Annotated in this window: 20 protein-coding genes, 1 pseudogene and 1 riboswitch; of the genes and pseudogenes, 17 read left to right on the forward strand and 4 right to left on the reverse strand. The window is 63.3% G+C overall.

What is annotated here, in order from left to right; all coding sequences use genetic code 11:
* Positions 1 to 9 precede the first annotated feature (9 nt).
* Positions 10 to 585 (reverse strand): annotated as a pseudogene (locus ACZ5TB_RS10785) (ABC transporter permease); the annotation flags it as partial.
* 585 nt (positions 586 to 1,170) lie between these two features.
* On the reverse strand, positions 1,171 to 1,698 hold the full coding sequence (locus tag ACZ5TB_RS10790) for a hypothetical protein (RefSeq protein ID WP_464791226.1): 528 nt from the start codon (positions 1,696 to 1,698) through the stop codon (positions 1,171 to 1,173).
* Between the two features lie 440 nt (positions 1,699 to 2,138).
* Between ACZ5TB_RS10790 and rpsM the strand changes: the two genes are divergently transcribed.
* The 12 genes from rpsM (at position 2,139) to ACZ5TB_RS10850 (ending at position 13,854) form a co-directional block, all read left to right on the forward strand.
* Positions 2,139 to 2,507: a 30S ribosomal protein S13 gene (rpsM, locus tag ACZ5TB_RS10795; RefSeq protein WP_007707977.1), complete on the forward strand. Its 369-nt coding sequence runs from the start codon at positions 2,139 to 2,141 to the stop codon at positions 2,505 to 2,507.
* A 76-nt stretch (positions 2,508 to 2,583) separates the two neighbouring features.
* On the forward strand, positions 2,584 to 2,973 hold the full coding sequence (gene rpsK, locus ACZ5TB_RS10800; protein WP_004208752.1) for a 30S ribosomal protein S11: 390 nt from the start codon (positions 2,584 to 2,586) through the stop codon (positions 2,971 to 2,973).
* A 118-nt stretch (positions 2,974 to 3,091) separates the two neighbouring features.
* Positions 3,092 to 4,153, forward strand: a complete 1,062-nt coding sequence (locus ACZ5TB_RS10805) for a DNA-directed RNA polymerase subunit alpha (RefSeq protein WP_196225075.1) — start codon at positions 3,092 to 3,094, stop codon at positions 4,151 to 4,153.
* Positions 4,154 to 4,380: 227 nt separating this feature from the next.
* Positions 4,381 to 4,806: a 50S ribosomal protein L17 gene (rplQ, locus tag ACZ5TB_RS10810; protein WP_449470786.1), complete on the forward strand. Its 426-nt coding sequence runs from the start codon at positions 4,381 to 4,383 to the stop codon at positions 4,804 to 4,806.
* A 183-nt stretch (positions 4,807 to 4,989) separates the two neighbouring features.
* Positions 4,990 to 5,556 (forward strand): hypothetical protein, encoded by a 567-nt coding sequence (locus ACZ5TB_RS10815; protein ID WP_464791227.1) that lies wholly within the window; start codon positions 4,990 to 4,992, stop codon positions 5,554 to 5,556.
* A gap of 277 nt (positions 5,557 to 5,833) precedes the next feature.
* Entirely contained in the window at positions 5,834 to 7,087 is a 1,254-nt protein-coding gene (locus ACZ5TB_RS10820; RefSeq protein WP_464791228.1) for a TCR/Tet family MFS transporter, read from the forward strand.
* Positions 7,088 to 7,129: 42 nt separating this feature from the next.
* Positions 7,130 to 8,689, forward strand: coding sequence for a glutamine-hydrolyzing GMP synthase (gene guaA, locus ACZ5TB_RS10825; protein ID WP_460987176.1), 1,560 nt, complete (start codon positions 7,130 to 7,132; stop codon positions 8,687 to 8,689).
* Positions 8,676 to 8,855: a hypothetical protein gene (locus ACZ5TB_RS10830; RefSeq protein ID WP_464791229.1), complete on the forward strand. Its 180-nt coding sequence runs from the start codon at positions 8,676 to 8,678 to the stop codon at positions 8,853 to 8,855. The genes guaA and ACZ5TB_RS10830 overlap by 14 nt, the downstream gene beginning before the upstream one ends.
* A 48-nt stretch (positions 8,856 to 8,903) precedes the next feature.
* The gene (locus ACZ5TB_RS10835) at positions 8,904 to 10,076 is read left to right on the forward strand and encodes an aminotransferase (RefSeq protein ID WP_464791230.1); all 1,173 of its coding nucleotides are present in this window, start codon (positions 8,904 to 8,906) and stop codon (positions 10,074 to 10,076) included.
* Between the two features lie 71 nt (positions 10,077 to 10,147).
* Positions 10,148 to 11,581: a DNA recombination protein RmuC gene (locus tag ACZ5TB_RS10840; protein ID WP_464791231.1), complete on the forward strand. Its 1,434-nt coding sequence runs from the start codon at positions 10,148 to 10,150 to the stop codon at positions 11,579 to 11,581.
* 570 nt (positions 11,582 to 12,151) lie between these two features.
* Positions 12,152 to 13,141: a UbiA family prenyltransferase gene (locus ACZ5TB_RS10845; protein WP_464791232.1), complete on the forward strand. Its 990-nt coding sequence runs from the start codon at positions 12,152 to 12,154 to the stop codon at positions 13,139 to 13,141.
* Positions 13,096 to 13,854, forward strand: coding sequence for an HAD family hydrolase (locus tag ACZ5TB_RS10850; protein ID WP_464791233.1), 759 nt, complete (start codon positions 13,096 to 13,098; stop codon positions 13,852 to 13,854). The genes ACZ5TB_RS10845 and ACZ5TB_RS10850 overlap by 46 nt, the downstream gene beginning before the upstream one ends.
* A gap of 27 nt (positions 13,855 to 13,881) precedes the next feature.
* Here the strand turns inward: ACZ5TB_RS10850 and ACZ5TB_RS10855 are convergent, their stop codons facing one another.
* Both ACZ5TB_RS10855 and ACZ5TB_RS10860 read right to left on the reverse strand, forming a co-directional pair.
* A complete protein-coding gene (locus ACZ5TB_RS10855; protein ID WP_464791234.1) occupies positions 13,882 to 14,325 on the reverse strand; it encodes a DMT family transporter in 444 nt (147 codons plus the stop codon).
* Positions 14,326 to 14,358: 33 nt separating this feature from the next.
* Entirely contained in the window at positions 14,359 to 15,483 is a 1,125-nt protein-coding gene (locus ACZ5TB_RS10860) for a hypothetical protein (RefSeq protein ID WP_464791235.1), read from the reverse strand.
* A 286-nt stretch (positions 15,484 to 15,769) separates the two neighbouring features.
* Here ACZ5TB_RS10860 and ACZ5TB_RS10865 point away from each other — a divergent pair, with 286 nt between their 5' ends.
* The 5 genes from ACZ5TB_RS10865 to ACZ5TB_RS10885 all read left to right on the forward strand — a co-directional run bounded on the left by ACZ5TB_RS10865 (position 15,770) and on the right by ACZ5TB_RS10885 (position 20,152).
* Positions 15,770 to 17,269 carry a pectate lyase family protein gene (locus tag ACZ5TB_RS10865; protein WP_464791236.1) on the forward strand — a complete coding sequence of 500 codons (1,500 nt, stop codon included), beginning with the start codon at positions 15,770 to 15,772 and terminating at the stop codon, positions 17,267 to 17,269.
* A 53-nt stretch (positions 17,270 to 17,322) separates the two neighbouring features.
* Positions 17,323 to 17,451, forward strand: a riboswitch (yybP-ykoY riboswitch).
* A gap of 100 nt (positions 17,452 to 17,551) precedes the next feature.
* Positions 17,552 to 18,130, forward strand: a complete 579-nt coding sequence (locus ACZ5TB_RS10870; protein WP_464792539.1) for a TMEM165/GDT1 family protein — start codon at positions 17,552 to 17,554, stop codon at positions 18,128 to 18,130.
* Positions 18,131 to 18,231: 101 nt separating this feature from the next.
* On the forward strand, positions 18,232 to 19,167 hold the full coding sequence (locus tag ACZ5TB_RS10875; protein ID WP_464791237.1) for a complex I NDUFA9 subunit family protein: 936 nt from the start codon (positions 18,232 to 18,234) through the stop codon (positions 19,165 to 19,167).
* A 62-nt stretch (positions 19,168 to 19,229) separates the two neighbouring features.
* Positions 19,230 to 19,361: a hypothetical protein gene (locus ACZ5TB_RS10880; RefSeq protein ID WP_464778660.1), complete on the forward strand. Its 132-nt coding sequence runs from the start codon at positions 19,230 to 19,232 to the stop codon at positions 19,359 to 19,361.
* Positions 19,343 to 20,152, forward strand: coding sequence for an undecaprenyl-diphosphate phosphatase (locus ACZ5TB_RS10885; protein ID WP_464791238.1), 810 nt, complete (start codon positions 19,343 to 19,345; stop codon positions 20,150 to 20,152). The genes ACZ5TB_RS10880 and ACZ5TB_RS10885 overlap by 19 nt, the downstream gene beginning before the upstream one ends.
* Positions 20,153 to 20,156: the final 4 nt, after the last annotated feature.

A 20,156-nucleotide genomic window follows, 5' to 3' on the forward strand; every position in this document is an offset into this window, starting at 1 on the left:
TCCATCTGCCTAGCCGATCGAGGCTGAGCGCCGCCTGAACCATTTCCGGCTGCTGCCCTGACCTGATTTAAGCACATGTCGGCGGAACAGCCAGACGCCCAGACGGATGATGGCGGCAACCCAAATCGCCTGCCAGATGATAGCAAGAATATGGGGCCACAGCGCCGTGTCCTGAGCCGCCCGTGCGATCATTGCGAATGGCGATGAGAAGGGGAAGATGATCGCGGCAATCTCTGGAGCGGAGCCCATATGATCGACTGCGTAGGTCGCGAAGAAGAAGACGCCCATCTGCGCCATGGTGACCGGCATGTTGAGCGTCTGCACCTCCCGCACGGTTGCGGCCTGCGCGCCGATGCCCAGGAATAGGGAGCCCAGCAAGGCATAGGCCATGGTGAAATAGACGCCGCCAAGCAGCAGGAACATGGGCCATCCGACGGCAGGGGTAGGCGGCGCAATGTCCGGCCCCGCGAAAATCCGGACGCCCAGGACGACCCCCGCCCCCCAGAAGCCGATGCCAACGAAGCTCATGCCCAGCATGGCGATAAGCTTGCCCAGGAAAACGGAGTCGATCGGGACGGCGGCAGCCTCTTAAGCGTTGCAGCCCCTCTCCCTAACCTCGCAGGGAGTCACGCGCCTCCCTGCGACCCCTAAAGGAGAGAGGGAACTGGGTTGCACTTCAGCCCCATATCGGTTTGCGCTTAGGCCACAAAATGAGAGGGGCCGCTGGGTAGATAAGTCCCAGCGGCCCATCATTGACATGGTCACAGCGGCCGGAAGTGCCGCCAAACGGAAACGTTGATCGCGCTATCTTTGCAGGCAAGGAACGCCCGTTCGCGACTGGTCGCGGCAGAGGCTGTTTCAATGTCTGTAAAAACCGACGTTATGACGTCGCTCAGCGGCGCGTTTCCCGAATGGACTTGACCGACCTCACTGCTGAACCATGAGACATCGGATCACCTCCTTTCGCTTGTTAAAGCCCGCGCAGCCCGCCCTGGAAAACCGTTTTTGACCTGGCCACGACATGGACTGTGAATCAGACGGGAAGCATGATCAAGACTTGTAAAATTCTTTTTTCGAATCATAATGGCGCGTCCGCTTGAAAAGCCGATCTGGTGCTTTTTAAGTCGATCCTCCCACAAGATGTGCGGCAAGCGGCCGGAAATGGCCCTTTTAGCGGCGGCAGTCCTCTATGACCCGGCCAACCTCTGCCCAGGCGGGCAGGATCAGGGTTTCGAGCCCCTGCACCTCCACGGCGAAATGGCCCCGGCTGTAGGCGATCTGATCAAGCGCCGCGTCGCTGGCGGCGCGGACTGCGAGGGTTCCCGAACCGTTCGGCGTGGCGGGCCAGCTGACCGCGCCATAGCTGGTGCGAAGCGTGACGCTCCCCTTCACTGCCCCGGCGCGCAGAAGACTGATCCGGCCTGCGGCGGGATCGCATCGCAAGGAGAGCAGCGTCCCGGATGCGGGGCTGGCGAAGGAGGCGACGGAGCCCGATCCTTCCGCGCGGTAGCTCCAGTTGCCCGGCGTCGCGGGACGATATTGCCATTCGACCGGCCCGGGAGCTGGCAGAGGTGGCGTCGCCGAGGGCGCGGGTGCGGGGCGCGGTGCTGGCGGCTGGGGGGGCGCCTCTGGCGCGCCGACGCAGGCAGGGAGGAGCAGCAGGGACGCGAGGATGGCGGAGGCGGGGAATATGCGCATGCGCCATTCAATGCCCGAGGGGGCGGGACGGGTTCAACTGGAAAAGGATTTTTTGGGCTGGCGGGTGGCGATATACGCCCCTCTCCGGAAGGAGGACGCGAGCAGAGCCGCTTCTTTTTGTCACATCGGCGTTGCGCTGGCCCACCCCCCGGCCCCTTCAAACGAGTCACGTGCCTCGTTTGAACGCCTGCGGGAGGGGGAGCAGGAGTGCGCTTCCCAAGAACGCAGCGCTAAGCACCCCTCGCCAATTGACAGTTTCCCGCCGAATCGCTAGGGGCGGACGCATCCCGGACACGCTGGTGAGCGGCAGTGCATGGCACTGGCCGTCTTTTTTGCGTCTCGGGGGCTATCGAATCGGCTGAAGTCCTTCTAGGGCTCGGCCCGGACGCTTTGAGATGGGGTGGCGCCAACCGCCCCGTGGAGCAGGAGTACAGATTACCATGGCACGTATTGCGGGTGTTAACATCCCGACCAACAAGCGCGTTATCATCGCGCTCACCTACATCCACGGCATCGGCCGCAAGACCGCAGTCGACCTCGCCGACAAGCTGGGCATCGACCACAGCCGCCGCGTTCAGGACCTGTCGGACGCCGAAGTCCTGCAGATTCGCGAAGCCATTGACGCCGACCTCACCGTTGAAGGTGACCTGCGTCGTGAAACCGCGATGAACATCAAGCGCCTGATGGATCTGGCCTGCTATCGCGGCCTGCGTCACCGCAAGGGCCTGCCGGTTCGCGGCCAGCGCACGCATACCAATGCGCGCACTCGCAAGGGCAAGGCTAAGCCGATCGCTGGCAAGAAGAAGTAATCGTTGAGGGTCGGCCCCTTCGGCTCGGCCCTCCGGTCACTTCCGCTTTTAACGATTTCAGTAGGATTAGAGCAACATGGCACGCGAACCCCAGCGCATTAAGCGCCGCGAACGCAAGAACATCTCGGCCGGCGTCGCGCACGTCAACGCCAGCTTCAACAACACGATGGTCACCATCACCGATGCCCAGGGCAATGCGATCAGCTGGTCCTCGGCCGGCATGATGGGCTTCAAGGGCAGCCGCAAGTCGACCCCGTACGCCGCGCAGGTTTGCGCCGAAGACGCGGGCCGCAAAGCCGCCGAACATGGCGTGCGCACTCTGGAAGTCGAAGTGAAGGGTCCGGGTTCGGGCCGTGAATCGGCTCTGCGCGCCCTGCAGGCCGTCGGTTTCCACATCACCTCGATCCGCGACGTGACGCCGATCCCGCACAACGGCGTGCGTCCTTCCAAGCGCCGCCGCGTCTAACCGCTGCGCTTGAGTTTTCCGGGCGGCGGACGCGCCGCCCGCTAACCCATCTACATCGCCGGTCGGTCCTGTCGGGTTCAGGATTTCAAACGTTCCGGCCTATCCCCAGGGGAAATACATGACTGTCAACATGAAGAACTGGCAGGAATTGAAGAAGCCCAACAGCCTTGAGATCAAGGCAGCGGGCGACGGCAAGCGGAAGGCGACTTTCGTTGCCGAACCGTTGGAGCGCGGTTTCGGCCTGACGCTCGGCAACGCGCTGCGCCGGGTTCTTCTGTCCTCGCTCCAGGGCGCGGCGGTCACCTCGATCAAGATCGAGAACGTGCTCCACGAATTTTCGTCGCTGGCCGGCGTGCGTGAAGATGTGACGGACATCGTCCTGAACATCAAGCAAGTCGCGCTCCGCATGGAAGGCGACGGTCCCCGCCGCCTGCAGCTGTCCGCGACTGGTCCGGGCGAAGTCCGCGCCGGTGACATCACCACCGTCGGCGACATCGAAGTGATGAACCCCGACCTGGTGATCTGCCATCTGGACCAGGGTGCGACGCTGAACATGGAACTGACCGCTGACGTCGGCAAGGGCTATGTCCCCGCCGTCGCCAACCGTCCGGCCGATGCGCCGATCGGCCTGATCCCGATCGACGCGCTCTACTCGCCCGTCCGTCAGGTCGCCTACAAGGTCGACAATACCCGCGTCGGCCAGGAACTGGACTATGACAAGCTGTCGCTGACCGTCGAAACCGACGGCACCGTCACGCCGGAAGACGCGGTGGCCTATGCCGCCCGCATCCTGCAGGACCAGCTCCAGCTGTTCGTTCACTTCGAAGACGCGCTGCCCGTGGCCGCTCCGGCTGCTGGCACCGCTGCGGCTGCCGCTGCCGAGGGCGAGAGCGACACGAACCAGATCAACCGCTACCTGCTCAAGAAGGTGGACGAGCTGGAACTGTCGGTGCGTTCGGCAAACTGCCTCAAGAACGACAACATCATCTATATCGGCGATCTGGTCCAGAAGACCGAAGCCGAGATGCTGCGCACCCCCAATTTCGGCCGCAAGTCGCTGAACGAAATCAAGGAAGTGCTGTCGTCCATGGGCCTACGTCTGGGCATGGACATCCCCGGCTGGCCGCCGGAAAATATCGAGGAAATGGCCAAGAAGCTCGAACAAGAGCTGCTGGGCTAAAAGTTCCTCCCCGCACGAAGTGGGGGGAGGGGGACCGGCGAAGCCGGTGGAGGGGCCGTCGCGCAAGCGACGGTTTCACCGTCGCCCCCTCCACCATTCGCTGCGCGAATGGTCCCCCTCCCCATCTCACGATGGGGAGGATTAAAGGTGGAATGGGCGACGACCTCTAACGGTTGCCTGGTCTGGGGTACCTCAAACGGCCCCTTAACGAACGGAAGGAAAGACATATGCGTCATAAGGTTGGTCATCGTAAGCTGCAGCGCAGCGCCGGGCATCGTAACTCGCTGCTCCGCAACCTCGCGGCTTCGCTCATCAAGCATGAGCAGATCCTGACGACCACGCCCAAGGCGAAGGAACTACGCCCCTACGTCGAAAAGCTGATCACCCTCGCCAAGAAGGGTGGCCTGTCGAACCGTCGTCTGGCGCACGCCCGCCTGCAGGACGACACGCAGCTGATCAAGCTGTTCGAAGTTCTGGCCGAGCGTTACAAGGATCGCAACGGCGGCTACACCCGCGTGATCAAGGCCGGTATCCGCGCTTCGGACGCGGCGCCGATCTCGATCATCGAGCTGGTCGACCGCGACGTCGATGCGAAGGGCAAGGATTCGGGGCCAGTCCAGAACGCCGACGCGGACGAGCTGGAAGCGGCCTGATCAAGGGCAAGGCGCTCCTTTTAGGGGCGGCCGGATAAATCGAAACAGGCTGCGGCTCGATGGAGCTGCGGCCTGTTTTGTTTTGCGCTGCCTACCTTTGCCTCGACGATACCCCGGCCGCGTTCAGCCGTGCGACAGCCGGTCAAGCCTAGACACGTCCCGCAGCTGACAAAGAGTGATGGGATGACCGGCAAGGCGGGTTGGATGACGGGAGCGATGCTGGGCGTGGCGGCGCTGGTGCCCGGCGGCATGGTCCATGCACAGACGCAACCGGATTATGGCTATCCCAGCGCGAGCGACCGGCAGGCGCAAGATGATCCTTATGCGGATGACGATGTGACCGGCGGCGAGGATCGGGGAAGCCCGCCCCAGGCGCAGCAGCGGGCTGATGATGATTTTTCCGATGTGACCGGCGGGGTGGATGCGCAGGCCGGGTCCCCGCCGCGCAATCAAGCTTATGCCCGTCCGGACGAGCGAACTGAAGACGCGCGGGTCGACCGGGAACGCGAGGAGGCGATCACCGAATGCGCGGTTGCGGCCCGTGACGAGGCAGAGCGGGACGGCGGCTTTGCCGAGGTACGGCAGGTGCAGGAGCCCGTGGAGACGCGCGGGCGCTATCAGGTCGAGGGCGACATCGACGCCCGTTCCAGCTGGCGGTCGGAGGACGGCCGGACGCTCCATTTCACCTGTTCGGTGCAGAATGGCCGGATCGCCAATCTCCAGTTTCCCCGGAACCCGGCGGCGCGATAGCCGGGGCGGAGCGAACCCCTTTTTTTCGGGCGGCGAAACCGCTAGGGGTCGGGCTTCGTCATGGCGTGATTGAACCAAGCCGCGTCAGGAGCGTCCCCGATCTAATGCATGATCCGATCTGACTGGATCGGATCATGCATTATTTGTCTTTTGTTTCCCGCATTTTCCGAGCCAGCAGATGATACCATCTGCTTCGAAAATGCTTTAATGCATGCGCTGAGCAGGTGATGTCATCTGCTTTTGAAGGCTTAAGGCCGTCGCAGCGCAAGGAGCCGTCATGTCCCCGCCGCCCGTCCCGCCTCGTACAGCCGCCATCGCGTTCATTCTTTTGACGGCGATGCTCGACGTGATGTCGATGGGGATCGTCATTCCGGTCGTGCCGCAGCTGATCGAGGAGCTGACCGGATCGACCACGGGCACGGGCTTGTGGAACGGCCTGCTCGTGGCGCTGTGGGCGGTGATGCAGTTCCTGTGTTCGCCGATCATTGGATCGCTGTCGGATCGCTTCGGACGGCGGCCGGTGATCCTGATTTCGGTCGCTGGGCTGGCGCTCGATTTCCTGCTGATGGCTCTGGCGCCCAACCTGTGGTGGCTGGCGCTGGGGCGGATATTGGCGGGCGTCACCTCGTCCAGCTTCACGTCCACCTTCGCCTATATGGCCGATATCCTGCCGCCGGAAAAAAGGGCGCGGGGATATGGCCTGATCGGCGCGGCGTTCAGCGGGGGGTTCGTCGCCGGGCCGCTGCTGGGCGGCATGCTGGGGGAGATCTCGGTACGGGCGCCCTTCTGGGCGGCGGCGGGCTTTTCCGCCCTCGCCTTCCTCTATGGCCTTGTCATCCTGCCTGAGTCGCTGGCGCCGGAGAAGCGGATGGCCTTTTCGTGGAAGCGGGCCAATCCGTTCGGGGCGCTGAAGCTGCTCAGGTCGCATCCGGAGCTGTCGAGCCTCGCCACCGTCAACTTTCTGCTCCATTTCGCGCATCACCTGTTTTCAGCGGTGTTCGTGCTCTATGCGGGCGACCGCTATGGCTGGGGTCCTTGGCAGGTGGGTATATTGTTCGCGCTCGTCGGTGCGCTCGACATGAGCGTGCAGGGCCTGATCGTCGGGCCAATGGCCAAGCAGCTGGGCGACCGGCGGACGATGATTATCGGACTTTCCTTTGGCGCGCTGGGATTGGCGGCCATGGGCCTGGCGTCCACGGAGGGGTTGTTCATCGCGGCTGTGTTCCCCAATGCGTTCTGGGGGCTGGCGATGCCGACCATCCAGTCGCTGATGACCCAGCGCGTGTCCGAATCCGAGCAGGGGCAGTTGCAGGGCGCGAACAACAGCGTTGGGTCGATTGCTGGGGTTCTCTCGCCGATCTTCTTTGGTGCTGTCTATAGCTTGTCGGTTGGCGAGCGGCCGGTGCTGCCCTTCATCGGCAGTGCGTTCCTGATCGCCGGGGCGGTCCTGGCTGGCGCGGCGTTGCTGGGTTGGGCGGCGGGGCGGGCGCAGGACGTCCCTTCGCTGGACAAGCGGGGCCAAGCGCACTAACCGCGCCCCATCCCATTTCTCTCGGCTCATAAAGGCGATTCGATGACGCTGCCCCTTCAGGATTCCATCCTTATCGTGGACTTCGGCAGCCAGGTGACGCAGCTGATCGCGCGTCGCGTGCGCGAGGCGGGCGTCTATTCCGAGATCGCGCCCTTCAACAGCGCCGATGCGGCGTTCAAGCGGATGCAGCCCAAGGGCATCATCCTGTCGGGCGGCCCTTCTTCGGTGATGTGGGAGGACAGCCCGCGCGCGCCGCAGAGCTTCTTTGACGCGGGCATTCCGATCCTGGGCATCTGCTATGGCCAGCAGACGATGATGCAGCAGATGGGCGGCAATGTCGAAGGCGGGGAAAGCGGCGAGTTTGGCCGCGCCTTTATTGAGATCAAGAAGCGTTGCGCGCTGTTCGATGGCCTGTGGGCCGAGGGCGAGCGGCATCAGGTGTGGATGAGCCATGGCGACAAGGTGACGCAGCTGGCTCCGGGCTTTGAAGTGGTGGCGGTGAGCGAGGGCGCGCCCTTCGCCATGACGGCAAATGAGGAAAAGCGTTTCTACGCGACGCAATTCCACCCCGAAGTCGTGCACACGCCCGACGGCGGCAAGCTGATCGCCAATTTCGCGCGCCATGTCTGCGGCCTGAAGGGCGATTGGACGATGGCGGAATTCCGCGCGACCAAGATCGCCGAAATTCGCGAGCAGGTCGGCGACGGCAAGGTGATCTGCGGCCTGTCCGGCGGCGTCGATAGCGCGGTCGCGGCGGTGCTGATCCACGAAGCGATCGGCGACCAGCTGACCTGCGTGTTCGTCGATCATGGCCTGATGCGCAGCGGCGAGGCCGAGCAGGTCGTGTCGCTGTTCCGGGGCAGCTATAATATCCCGCTGGTTCATGTGAATGCGGAGACGCTGTTCATGAAGGGGCTGGAGGGCGTTACCGATCCCGAAGCCAAGCGCAAGTTCATCGGCAAGACCTTCATCGACGTGTTCGAGGATGAGGCGAAGAAGATCGGCGGCGCGGCGTTCCTGGCGCAGGGGACGCTCTATCCCGACGTCATCGAGAGCGTAAGCTTCACAGGCGGGCCTTCGGTGACGATCAAGAGCCACCATAATGTCGGCGGTCTGCCTGATCGCATGAACATGAAGCTGGTCGAGCCGCTGCGCGAACTGTTCAAGGACGAGGTGCGCGCGCTGGGCCGTGAATTGGGGCTGCCCGAGATTTTCGTCGGCCGCCACCCCTTCCCCGGCCCCGGTCTTGCCATCCGCATTCCCGGCGAGGTGAACAAGGAGCGTTGCGATATCCTGCGCAAGGCGGACGCGGTCTATCTGGAGGAGATCCGCAATGCGGGCCTCTATGATGCGATCTGGCAAGCCTTTGCCGTGCTGCTGCCGGTGCGCACAGTGGGCGTGATGGGCGACCATCGGACCTATGACAGCGTCTGCGCGCTGCGGGCGGTGACATCGACCGACGGTATGACGGCGGATATTTATCCGTTCGATGCGGCGTTCCTCAGCCGGGTTGCGACCCGGATCATCAATGAGGTCAAGGGCATTAACCGCGTATGCTATGACTTTACGTCCAAGCCTCCCGGCACGATTGAGTGGGAATGACGCGGAAATAGCAGTCATCCGGGGGATGCCTGCCCGCGTCATTCGGCACCGCAAGGTGCCGCTGGGGCGGTTCTGGGTGCCACGCGGTGATGTGTTCCTGCGCAGGCAGGAACCTAGTCCTGCGGTTCGAACCGGGTTCCTGCCTGCGCAGGAACACGGGCTATGAAACCGCTGACGCTATACTCTGGCCCTGAGACCCACTAGCTCTGTCCTCATGACCAGCGCGCCCCTCGGCCATCCCGTCTATCGGGACATGCCCGCCACGATCTTCGAGAAAATGTCGGCCCGCGCGCGGGAGACGGGGGCGATCAACCTCGGCCAGGGCTTCCCCGATGCGCAGGGGCCGGAGGATATTTTGCGCGCCGCCGCCGATGCGCTGATGACCCGGTCCAACCAATATCCACCGAGCGGCGGCCTACCGGAATTGCGGGCGGCGGTGGCGGCGCATTATGGGCGGCATCAGGGGCTGGCGTTGAAGCCAGAGGACGTGATCGTCACCTCCGGCGCGACCGAGGCGATCGCCGCCAGCCTGTTCGCGCTGGTGCAGCCGGGGGACGAGGTGCTGCTGTTGGCACCGCTTTATGACGCCTATCTGCCGCTGGTGGAGCGCGCGGGCGGAGTGGCGCGGGTGATCAGGCTGACGCCGCCTGACTGGCGCGTGAAGCGGGAGGCGCTGGAGGCGGCGGTGGGGCCACTCACGCGCCTGTTGATCCTCAACAACCCGCTCAATCCCAGCGGCAGCGTGATGGACGAGGCGCAATTGGCCATGCTGGCGGCCTTTTGCGTGGAGCATGACCTGATCGCCATTTGCGACGAGGTGTGGGAGCATGTGACATTCGATGGCCGGGTCCATCAGCCGTTGATGCGCTTTCCCGCCATGGCCGAGCGGACGGTGAAGATCGGATCGGCGGGGAAGATCTTTTCGGTCACCGGCTGGAAGATCGGCTGGATGTGCGCGGCGCCGCCGGTGGCGAGGCTGTTGGGACGAGCGCACCAGTTTCTGACCTTCACCAGCCCGCCCAATCTGCAATGGGCCGTGGCGGAGGGGCTGGCCAAGCCGGATGCCTGGTTTGCGGACATGCGGGCGGGCTATCAGGCGTCGCGCGATCGGCTGGTCGAGGCGTTGCGGCTGGCGGGCTATGACGTGCAGGCTAGTGCGGGCACGTGGTTCGTGACGGTCGATCTGGCTGCTTCCGGGATCGCGCTTGACGATGTCGGCTTTTGCGAGCGAATCATCGAGGAAGCGGGCGTGGCGGCCATCCCGATATCGGCATTTTATCCGGACGCGGCGGTCACGCATCTGGTGCGGCTTTGCTTTTCCAAAAGCGATGCGGTGATCGATGAAGCGGTCGCGCGGCTTGGCCGTTTTCGCCTTATGCTCGGGTGAGGCGCAACTAGCGCTTGCGGCACCGCGTGGCGGCCGCTAAGTTCACCTTTCGTTCCACAGGGGGATCATTAATGGACAGCCTTGCCATCATCCTCAGTCTGGCCGCCCTGATCGCGGGGTTGGCGCTGGGCTGGCTGTTGCGTGGGAAGGCAATGGCACCGCTGGTGACGGAAAAGGCCGAGCTTGTTGCGAAGCTGGCGCAGGCGGAAGCGCAGCGTAACGGCGCATTGCAGGAACTGGTCGTGGCGCAGGAACGGGCGGGCCAAGCGGGCGTGCTGGCGCAGCGGCTGGAGGATGAGCGGGCGGCGCGGGGCCTGGCCGAGCGGGAGCTGGCGGCGCTGCAATCCGACGCGCAGGCACGGGCCGAGGCTTTCGAGGCGCAGATCGTGGCGCTGAAGGACGCGAAGGAACAACTGTCAGCGCAGTTCAGCGAGATTGGCGGCAAGTTGCTCCATCAGGCGCAGAGCCATTTCCTGGAGCGCGCGGACCAGCGGCTGGCGCAGGCGCATGAGAAGAGCGAGGCGCAGCTCAAGCAATTACTACATCCGGTCAATGAGACGATCCAGCGGTACGACCAGAAGATCAGCCAGATCGAGCAGCAGCGCACCGAGGCTTACGGCATATTGCGCGGCGAGATCGAATCGATGAAGTCGGGGCAGGAGGCGGTGCGCGCCGAAGCCCAGCGGCTGGTCGATTCGCTGCGCCATGCGCCCAAGGCGCGGGGCCGTTGGGGCGAGCAGCAGTTGCGCAACGTGCTGGAGACGTGCGGGCTTTCGGAGCATGTCGATTTCCGCACCGAGGTGAGCGTCGAGGGTGAGGATGGACGGTTACGGCCCGACGCGATCGTGCGCATTCCGGGCGGCCGCGCTTTGGTGATCGACGCCAAGGTGTCTTTGAACGCCTATCAGGATGCCTATGGCGCGGAGGGCGAGGAGGAGCGCAAGCGGCTGCTGTCCGCCCATGCCGCCGCGATGCGCGCGCATGTCGAGACGCTGGGGCGGAAAAGCTATGCCGACCAGTTCGACGAAGCGCCGGACTATGTCATCATGTTCGTGCCGGGCGAGCATTTCCTATCGGCCGCGCTGGAGCATGATCCGCAGCTGTGGGATCACGCCTTTGGCAAGCGGGTGCTGCTGGCGACGCCCACCAACCTCATCGCCATCGCCCGCACGGTCGCGGCGGTGTGGCGGCAGGAGAAGATGGCCGACGAAGCCAAGCGGATCGGCGCGCTGGGCAAGGAGCTGTATGAACGGCTGGCGGGCGCGGCGGGGTCACTCAAGAAGCTGGGCAATCGCCTGACCGGCGCGGTGAGCGATTATAATAGCTTCGTCGGCAGCTTCGAGGGCCGGGTATTGGTGACCGGGCGAAAGCTGCGCGACCTCAATATCGAGACGGGCGGGCGCGAACTGGAGGCCCTGGAGCCGGTCGAGGCGCTGGTGCGCGAGCCTGCTTCGCCCGAGGCGGTACGGGCATTGCCCGAAGCTGTAGCCGACGCGGCGGAGTGAGGTTTGTCGGCCGGGGCCTGTTGGTTCCGGTTATCGTGAGCAAGAAACGCCCGTCGGCTGACAAGGGGTGGGCAAACTGGCTGAGGGCGATTAGCCAGCTTTGCTGACGCTCGGCGCCACCCCTACTAATAGCGTTTGCCCTGAGCCTGTCGAAGGGTTCTGCTTCTTTTTAGAAGGAGTAGGGCTTCGACATTCGAACGAGGCAAGTGACTCGTTAGGACAGCCCGAACGGGGTTGGGCGTTAGATTAAGGCACGATGTTCTAACTTGCTCGCCAGAAATCCAGGCTGAAGCGATGCCCATTGTCAGAGCCAGGGGGTCGGCCATCTTGCCGCCCGGAATTGCCATATGGGGCAAGGCTCTTTCGGGACAGAATGCCTCTGATCCGTATCCAAATGCGTCGCGCTTCTGCCCCCTTTGAACCGGGGGCGCCACTGGCCTGACCCAGGTCCCTATGGCAATAATATCGGCAACATCGTGGACGATAATGGACAGCAAGTAACGCCCGTTTCACCGCCCAATGCCGCGAACGGGATGAGCTTATCTGCATGCCCCGAAGGAGCAGTAAGTGATGATCAACCAGTCTGACGCCACCGCCCGTGGCGCCATTACATCCCAGGCGTCGCTGCGCGATTATCTGGCGATCGCGCGCTTCGACCATATGACGAAGCATGTCTTCATCATTCCGGGCATTGTGCTGGCCTATGCTGTCCACCACGGCGCGGCGCATCTGTCGATCGATCGCCTGCTATTGGGGTTTGCGAGCGCCATCCTGATCGCGTCGGCCAATTATGTGATCAACGAATGGCTGGATCGCGACTTTGACGCCTTTCATCCGGTCAAGTCTCAGCGCACAGCGGTTCATCAGGCGCTTTCGCCGACGCTGGTCTATGCGGAATATCTCGCCTTGCTGCTGCTCGGGCTGTTGCTGGGCTACCAGCTGGGGCAGCTGTTCTTCGTCGCTTCGGTGGCGTTCGGGCTGTCGGGCATCACCTATAATGTCGAGCCGATCCGGACGAAGGACAAGGTCTATCTGGATGTCATCAGCGAGTCGGTGAACAATCCGATCCGCCTGTTGCTCGGCTGGGCCATGGTGGACCCGACCGCCCTGCCCCCGGCCAGCCTTTTCATCGCCTATTGGGCGGGGGGGGCATTCCTGATGGGCGCCAAACGGCTGAGCGAATATCGCGATGTCGTCGCGGATCAGGGCGTCGAGATGCTGCACCGCTATCGCAAGTCGTTCCGCAGCTATACCAGCGAGAACCTGACCGTATCCTGCTTTCTCTATGCCATGCTGTCGGCCTTTTTCATTGCGGTGTTCCTGATCAAATATCGCCTTGAATATATCATCGCCTTTCCCTTCATCGCGGGTCTGTTCGCCATCTATATGTGGCTGGCGTTGCGGCAGGGATCGGTGGCGCAGCGGCCGGAACGGCTGTTCCGTTCGCGCCGCCTGCTGGCCGCGACCGGCCTTGCCGTGCTGGCGGTGGTGCTCGCCACCTTTGTCGACCTGCCGTGGCTAAGTTCGCTTTCGCAGCCCTATCTCATCAAGGTCGGCTGATCGGGCGCGGCATGGCGGCGCAGTCCATCCCGATCGATTGGAGCGCGATCGACCTCGTCATCTTCGACATGGATGGCACGCTCTATGATCAAAGGCGGCTGCGCGCGCGGATGCTGGCCGCTCTGCTGCGAGACGCCGTCGCCCGGCGAAGTCTGGACACGCTGCTGACGCTGCGTTCCTTTCGCCGTTGTCGCGAGGCGCTGGCCGAAGGGTCGCAGGATTTCCTGGCCGATCAGTATAGCATTCCGGCGGCCGAGCGCGGATGCACCGCAGAAGAGGTGCGCGGGCTGGTCGCCCAATGGATGGAAGAGCGGCCGCTGTCCATGCTTGCTGCCTGCCGCCGTCCGGGTATCCAGCAGCTGTTCCAGGCGATAGCGCGCGAGGGCAAACGGATCGCGATCTTTTCGGATTATCCGGCGGTTGCGAAGCTTGCAGCGTTGGACCTGACCGCCGATTATATCGTGGCGGCCACTGATCCCGACGTTGGCCGCCCCAAACCCGATCCGGCAGGCCTTGAGAAGCTGTTGCGCTTGTCGGGTGTCGCAGCCGACCGCGCGGTGCTGATCGGCGATCGGGTAGAGCGGGATTGGGCGGTGGCCGCGCGGTTGAACATGCGCGCGCTGATCCTGTCGCGGGGCGCGTCAGGCGAGGTCGAGCGGTTCCGATCCTTCGCCGACGCGATGTTTCAGCCGCTGCTCATGAAAATGGCGTGATGATGGTCCCCTCGTGGGGACCGGGAGTCAGAGACGGGACGCCGGTTCCAGCGTGCCGGAAAGCTGTTCCGGTTTGTCCGTCGGGGAGACGGAGAGGCCGATCAGCATTACGCCGAAGACGATAGACGCAACGCCGACAAGCTTGGTGGTCGATATGGGTTCACCAAGGATGAAATAGCTCGACGCCACCGTGATGACGAGGCCCAGCCCGATGAATGGGTAGGCGGTGGAGAGGTCGACGCGCGCGAGAACCAGCAGCCATATGAGCGCGCTTAGCACAAAGCAGCTGAGCCCGAGGATGACCAGACGCGAGGTCGCGATCACCATCGCCGTGCGGAACAGCGATTGGTCCGGCTGGGCCAGAGCGCTCTGCACCGCCGCGCTCGACATGCCGAGCTTCAGGATCAACTGCGCTGCCGCAGACAGGAAGACGCTTGCCAGAACCAGTCCCAGGAGCATTGCCTTTGCCATAAATCGCTTTTCCTTTTCGCCGCCGCTGATGCCTTACGAATGTTCGGGAAATGCCGCGATCGGGGCGGAGGATTTTGCCGCACCACGCGCCGGACGGTTCGGGGTATCTGATGCCACGCCCAGTCGCGAACGCGCCATGCTTTCCACAGCGCCCAGCAGGAACAGCGGCATCGAGAACATCACTATCCGGCCAACATTATATTGGACGTCCAGCGCCAGGGCGAACAGGAACAAGGCGATGACGCCGCCGATGTCGCAAAGATAGACCATGGGGTCACGGCTCGGCCGAATCGCGGTCCACCACAGGATGATCACGACGATCGGGGGCCAAAGATTCTGATAGGCGCCCTTCAGCCCGAAAAGATGGCGGATCGAACGGGCCATCCCCGAAACATAGGTGCCGGGGTCCCGTTGATTGTCGAGGCCCGGCATGGCGAGGGTGAGGACGGTCGCCGCATAGGCTGCCAGCGCGACGGCGGCGACGCATGCCATGACGAAATAGACCTTGCGATGCTCCACCACGAACAGCATCCGGAGACCCGTAGCGAAGAGGGCAATCAGGGCCACCTTTTCATTGACGATGGTCCCCAGGATGACGGCGGCGGCGAAGATGGCGATCCTGCGCTCGATCATCGCGATGGCCGCGATTACGAGCGGCAGCGTCGCTATGCCGTCGGCGGAGCCCATGCCGAGATAGCGTGTCAGCAAGAGGAAGATGAGGGTGGCGCAAAAGGCCCAGCCCACCGAAACATTGCGCCAGAAGGCGAGATAGAGGCCGACGAGGCAGGCGGATACCGCCGCATAGGCCGCATTGGCCGCGCACATCGCCTGCAAGGCCCTTACATATTCCGGCTGCATCACGACGGGCGCGTGGTGAATGCCCTGCCCCGAAAACAGGATGACCGGCAGCTGGTAAAAGGGTGCCGCCAGGATTACCGAACCGATGCGGTATACGTGCGGGCTGGGTGGAATCTTTCCGCCCGGCTCGCCCAGCACCCACAGAAGATAGCGCGAATAGTCATCATAGGACATCGTGCCATAATAGACGGTTCGATAGACCTCGAAGAACATCGGCAGGACGAGCGCCACGAGCATGGTGGCCATGAATATGGGCGCGAGGTAGGTTCCGCCGCGCAGTTCCTTAGAGTGCATTTCCAAGGCCATCCCCCACCATCCCTCAGTTCAGCGCCGCCGTGGAGATCATCGGCCGGGACAGGTTGATCGTGATGGCGCGCAGGGCACAGCGGACGGTCACGAAACTTTCCCATGGCTTTGATCCATCCCGATTTTCTACAGGAGCCCCACTGGGTCCACACTTGCGATTTCGGACAAGGGCCACTCCTTGGGGGGATCGCTTTTCCTCCCCGGATAGGTCCGGAATAGTTGTTTCGATTTGCGGCGCTTTGGTGATCATCGGGGCATGAAGTCGGCGCGGAAAACAGGCATGGCCGGGGAAATGGTCCCCGCCGGGCACATCAGGCAGCATCCCTTGCCTGCGGGCGGGGAGCCGTCGATGCGCGCCTGGGGCCTGCCGAAGGCGGTTGCGCTCTTACTGACGATCTCGCCGGTTGCTGCCGAGGCCAGGACATTGGAGGCCTTTCCCGGAGCGGTCGGCTATGGTCGGTTCACCCAGGGCGGGCGAGGTGGCGCGATCATAGCGGTGACGAGCCTGGCCGATAGCGGGCCGGGAACATTGCGCGCCTGCATCGATGCGCGCGGGCCGCGCACATGCGTTTTCCGGGTCGGCGGAATCATCCGCTGGACGACCGAGCGTCCGGTGATCCGCAATCCCTATATCACCATCGCGGGACAGACGGCGCCCGGCGGTGGCATCCTGATCACCCATGCGGGCGGCCGATATGGCCTGACCCCCATCGTCGCCAAGAACACGCATGATGTCATCATTCGCCACATAAGGGTGCGGTTGGACAATCGGGGGGACACGCGCGCGTCCGACAGCGGGATCATCTTCGAAAAAAGCAGCAACGTCATCATCGACCATGTCAGCGTGTCATGGTCGGAGGATGAAACCGTCGGCGGTCAGGGGCAGAACGACAATATAACGATATCCAATTCCATCCTTGCTGAAGGTCTGCGCAAGCATGACAAATGCGCGCTTTTGAGCAGCGATGCCAAATCCAGCCAGAAATTGACGTTCATCGGCAATATCTGCGCCCATAACGGCGACAGGAATCCCGACGTCAACTTCTTCCCCGGCTCCTGCGTCGATGTGGTCAACAACCTTATCTACAATGCGCGATCCGATTTTGTCGAAGTTTGGGAACAGCATGGCGGAAGTCCCGTCAATATCGTGGGAAACTATTTCAAGGCCGGACCCAATATGGTGCCCGGACGATACATTATCGCTCGCCAGTCGGTGAATTCGACCGGCCGCGCGCAGATATATGAGGCGGGCAACTATATTGATGGCAGGATCGTCCGGGAGCCGCCGCCCTATGTGCGCGAGGCGATGGTGCAGACGCCGTCATGTCCCATCGGCGCCCCGGTCATCGACGCCAGGCAGGCCTATCATCGCGCGCTGACGACGGCCGGGGCCTTTCCCCGCGATACTGTGGACACACGGATCGTGAAGGAGGTGAGACAGGGCACTGGCAAGATCCGCCATGAGCCCGGCATCCTCCCCGAGATAGCCGATGGAACGCCTTATGCGGATTCCGACGGAGACGGCATGTCCGACCAATGGGAAAAGGCGAACGGCACCGACGCGACCAGAAACGACGCCTGGGAAGATGCGAACCGCGACGGGTGGAGCAATCTCGACGAGTTTCTGGATTATGCGCATCGTCAGGTGCTGGCGGGCTCCAGCCTCGCGGAAACGCAGGAATATCAGGACAAGCCCCGGACTGTTACGGCATGGGTGGTCGCCCTGACCGTCGCCGCGCTCGCTGGGCTGGGCGGCCTTTTGAGAGCGGCGATGATGTGAAGCCCTCCCCTGCCCTTCGCTCCATTGCATACACCACCAATCTCTCCTAAAGGCAGGCCGTCATCTGGGGAGTAGCCAGCCGTTCGCTTGGTCGGACGGGCCGTATGTCAACATATTTGGCCGAGAGGCCGTGGCATGCGGGATATGGGAAGCCAAGGCGAGCGCCTTGAGCGGGCCGTATCGGGCGAGACCAATGGCATCGGTTCTTCCCTGTCCGGCCGGGCGGGAAGAGGCGGTGGCATTGCGTCTTCAACCCTTCGCCCGGCCCCGGATATATTGTCGATGGACGCTCTCTTCACCTCTACCGCATTGGTCGCGCTCGCCGAGATGGGCGACAAGACGCAGTTGCTGGCGATGCTGCTCGCCACCCGCTTTCGAAAGCCGGTGCCGATTATTTTTGGCATCCTGTTTGCTACGATGGCCAATCATTTTCTCGCGGCGCTGGTCGGCCATTCCATCGCGGGCGTGCTGACGCAGCCCTGGTTCCGCTATGCCGTGGCGGCAAGCTTCATCGCGATGGCGGCATGGACGCTGATCCCCGACACGTTCGATGACGATGAGCCGCTGAAGGCGCCGTCGAAGGCAGGCGTGTTCGTGACGACGCTGATCGCTTTCTTCCTGGTGGAGATGGGCGACAAGACGCAGGTCGCGACAGTGGTGCTGGGCGCGCAGTTCGACAATGTGCTGGCGGTGACGGCGGGCACGACGCTGGGCATGATGATCGCCAATGTGCCTGCCGTGCTGTTTGGCGAAGCGCTGGCGAAGAAGGTGCCGATGCGCGCGTTGCAGATCGGCGCGGCGCTGCTGTTCCTCGCCCTTGGGTTGTGGATGATCGCCGACTTGCAGGGCTGGATCGGTTAAAAAAGGAACAGGGACCGCCGCCCGGCTGTTGTCAGCGAGCGGCGGCTGTTGCAAGGGGAGTTAAGTCATTTTCCCCAAGCAGGACAGGCATGGAACGCGTGATGAAGGACAGTCTGGTTACGGTGTTCGGCGGCGGCGGCTTCCTTGGCCGTCAGGTCGCGCAGGCCCTGATGGAGCGTGGAGCCCGGGTGCGCATAGCCCAGCGCGACCTGGCGAGCGCCTTTCGCATCCAGCCTCTGGGTGCGCTGGGGCAGAAGCAGCTCGTCGCGGCCGATATCCGGAATGCGCAGAGCGTCGCACGGGCGATCGCGGGGAGCGATATTGTCATCAATCTGGTCGGCGTGCTGAGCGGCGACCTGGAAGGATCGCATCATGACGGCGCGGCCAATGTGGCGAAGGCTGCGGCGGAGGCCGGGGCCAAGGCGCTGGTCCATGTGTCGGCCATCGGCGCGGATGCAGAGAGCCCGTCGGCCTATGGCCGGTCCAAGGCTGCGGGCGAGGCGGCGGTTCGGGCAGCTTTCCCTGCCGCGACCATCATTCGTCCGTCGATCATCTTCGGGCCGGAAGATCAGTTCCTCAACCGTTTCGCCGACCTGATCAGCCGCCTGCCGGTGGTTCCGGTGATCGGCGCCGATACAAAGTTCCAGCCGGTCTATGTCGCCGACGTTGCGCAGGCGATCGTCAATGCGGCGGCGGACCCCGGGCTTCATGGCGGCAAGACATTCGAACTGGGCGGGCCGCGACAGCTCAGCATGATGGAACTGAACAGCTGGATCGCCAAGGCGATTGGCCGCAATCGCAGCCTGATCGCAGTGCCTGCGCCGATCGCATCGACCATTGCGAGCTTTGGCTGGCTGCCGGGCGCGCCGATCACGCGGGATCAATATGCGATGTTGCAGAAGGACAATATCGTGTCGCCTGGCATGCCGGGGCTTGCTGACCTGGGCGTTGCACCGACGCCGATGCAGGCGATCGCCGACACATGGCTGGTCCGCTACCGCCGCCACGGGCGCTTTGCCGGGCGCGTCAAAGCCTGACCTGAGCGCGCGAGCCATCGCCGCCTGTCCAACTGTCGATGGAATGACGGGATGGCGCGGCGATGAGCATCGCCGTGCATTGCGCGCGCGCCACGCATCTGCACAATAAGCGCGATCTTTCCTCCGCCGAATTCCGTGCGGATTTCCCCTTCCAGTTCAAGGACCAGAGCCGCCCATGGACCTCCATTATCTGACGGTCATCCTGCTTGGCATCGTCGAGGGGCTGACCGAATTCCTGCCGGTGTCCTCCACCGGGCACCTGATATTGGCGAGCGAGTTGCTGGGTTATGACGCGGCGACCTGGGCAATGTTCAACGTCGTCATCCAGCTGGGCGCGATCCTGGCGGTGGTCGTGCTCTACTGGCGGACATTCTGGGCGGTGGCGACGGGGCTGCTGCGCAAGGAACCCATGAGCTGGCGCTTTGTGCGCAACCTGCTGGTCGCATTCCTGCCGTCCGTCGTGATCGGCCTCGCCATGCATGATTATATCGAGGTGCTGCTGGGCGCGCCGCAGGTCGTTGCCTGGGCGCTGATCATCGGTGGCATTGCCATATTGGCGATCGAGCGGATGGCGAAGGATAACCGGTTTCACGGCATTGCCGACATCCCGCTGGCGCGGGTGATCGGCATCGGGTTTATCCAGTGCATCTCCATGATCCCGGGGGTCAGCCGGTCGGGCGCGACGATCATGGGCGCGCTGGCGCTGGGGGTCGAGCGACGGACGGCGGCGGAGTTCAGCTTCTTTCTGGCCGTGCCGACCATGTTGGGTGCTTCGACGCTGGAGCTGCTGAAAAAGGGTAGCGACGTCACCTCCGCCACGGTCGGCTGGGGCAGCATCGCTCTCGGTTTTGTCGTGTCGTTCATCGTCGCGCTGCTGGTTATTCGGTGGTTCGTCGGCCTGGTTTCTCGGCAGGGTTTTGTCCCCTTTGCCTGGTATCGGATCCTCGCCGGGACGGGCGCGCTCATATGGTTGTGGTTAAGGTAGGTCC

The organism is Sphingobium sp. TomTYG74 (assembly GCF_055393875.1).

Excerpts from the sequence above, each read along its gene's own strand:
- ACZ5TB_RS10790 (WP_464791226.1), bottom strand. The coding sequence starts at position 1,698 with ATGCGCATATTCCCCGCCTCCGCCATCCTCGCGTCCCTGCTGCTCCTC.
- rpsM (WP_007707977.1), top strand. The coding sequence starts at position 2,139 with ATGGCACGTATTGCGGGTGTTAACATCCCGACCAACAAGCGCGTTATC.
- rpsK (WP_004208752.1), top strand. The coding sequence starts at position 2,584 with ATGGCACGCGAACCCCAGCGCATTAAGCGCCGCGAACGCAAGAACATC.
- ACZ5TB_RS10805 (WP_196225075.1), top strand. The coding sequence starts at position 3,092 with ATGACTGTCAACATGAAGAACTGGCAGGAATTGAAGAAGCCCAACAGC.
- rplQ (WP_449470786.1), top strand. The coding sequence starts at position 4,381 with ATGCGTCATAAGGTTGGTCATCGTAAGCTGCAGCGCAGCGCCGGGCAT.
- ACZ5TB_RS10815 (WP_464791227.1), top strand. The coding sequence starts at position 4,990 with ATGACCGGCAAGGCGGGTTGGATGACGGGAGCGATGCTGGGCGTGGCG.
- ACZ5TB_RS10820 (WP_464791228.1), top strand. The coding sequence starts at position 5,834 with ATGTCCCCGCCGCCCGTCCCGCCTCGTACAGCCGCCATCGCGTTCATT.
- guaA (WP_460987176.1), top strand. The coding sequence starts at position 7,130 with ATGACGCTGCCCCTTCAGGATTCCATCCTTATCGTGGACTTCGGCAGC.
- ACZ5TB_RS10835 (WP_464791230.1), top strand. The coding sequence starts at position 8,904 with ATGACCAGCGCGCCCCTCGGCCATCCCGTCTATCGGGACATGCCCGCC.
- ACZ5TB_RS10840 (WP_464791231.1), top strand. The coding sequence starts at position 10,148 with ATGGACAGCCTTGCCATCATCCTCAGTCTGGCCGCCCTGATCGCGGGG.
- ACZ5TB_RS10845 (WP_464791232.1), top strand. The coding sequence starts at position 12,152 with ATGATCAACCAGTCTGACGCCACCGCCCGTGGCGCCATTACATCCCAG.
- ACZ5TB_RS10855 (WP_464791234.1), bottom strand. The coding sequence starts at position 14,325 with ATGGCAAAGGCAATGCTCCTGGGACTGGTTCTGGCAAGCGTCTTCCTG.
- ACZ5TB_RS10865 (WP_464791236.1), top strand. The coding sequence starts at position 15,770 with ATGGCCGGGGAAATGGTCCCCGCCGGGCACATCAGGCAGCATCCCTTG.
- ACZ5TB_RS10870 (WP_464792539.1), top strand. The coding sequence starts at position 17,552 with ATGGACGCTCTCTTCACCTCTACCGCATTGGTCGCGCTCGCCGAGATG.
- ACZ5TB_RS10875 (WP_464791237.1), top strand. The coding sequence starts at position 18,232 with ATGAAGGACAGTCTGGTTACGGTGTTCGGCGGCGGCGGCTTCCTTGGC.
- ACZ5TB_RS10880 (WP_464778660.1), top strand. The coding sequence starts at position 19,230 with ATGAGCATCGCCGTGCATTGCGCGCGCGCCACGCATCTGCACAATAAG.
- ACZ5TB_RS10885 (WP_464791238.1), top strand. The coding sequence starts at position 19,343 with ATGGACCTCCATTATCTGACGGTCATCCTGCTTGGCATCGTCGAGGGG.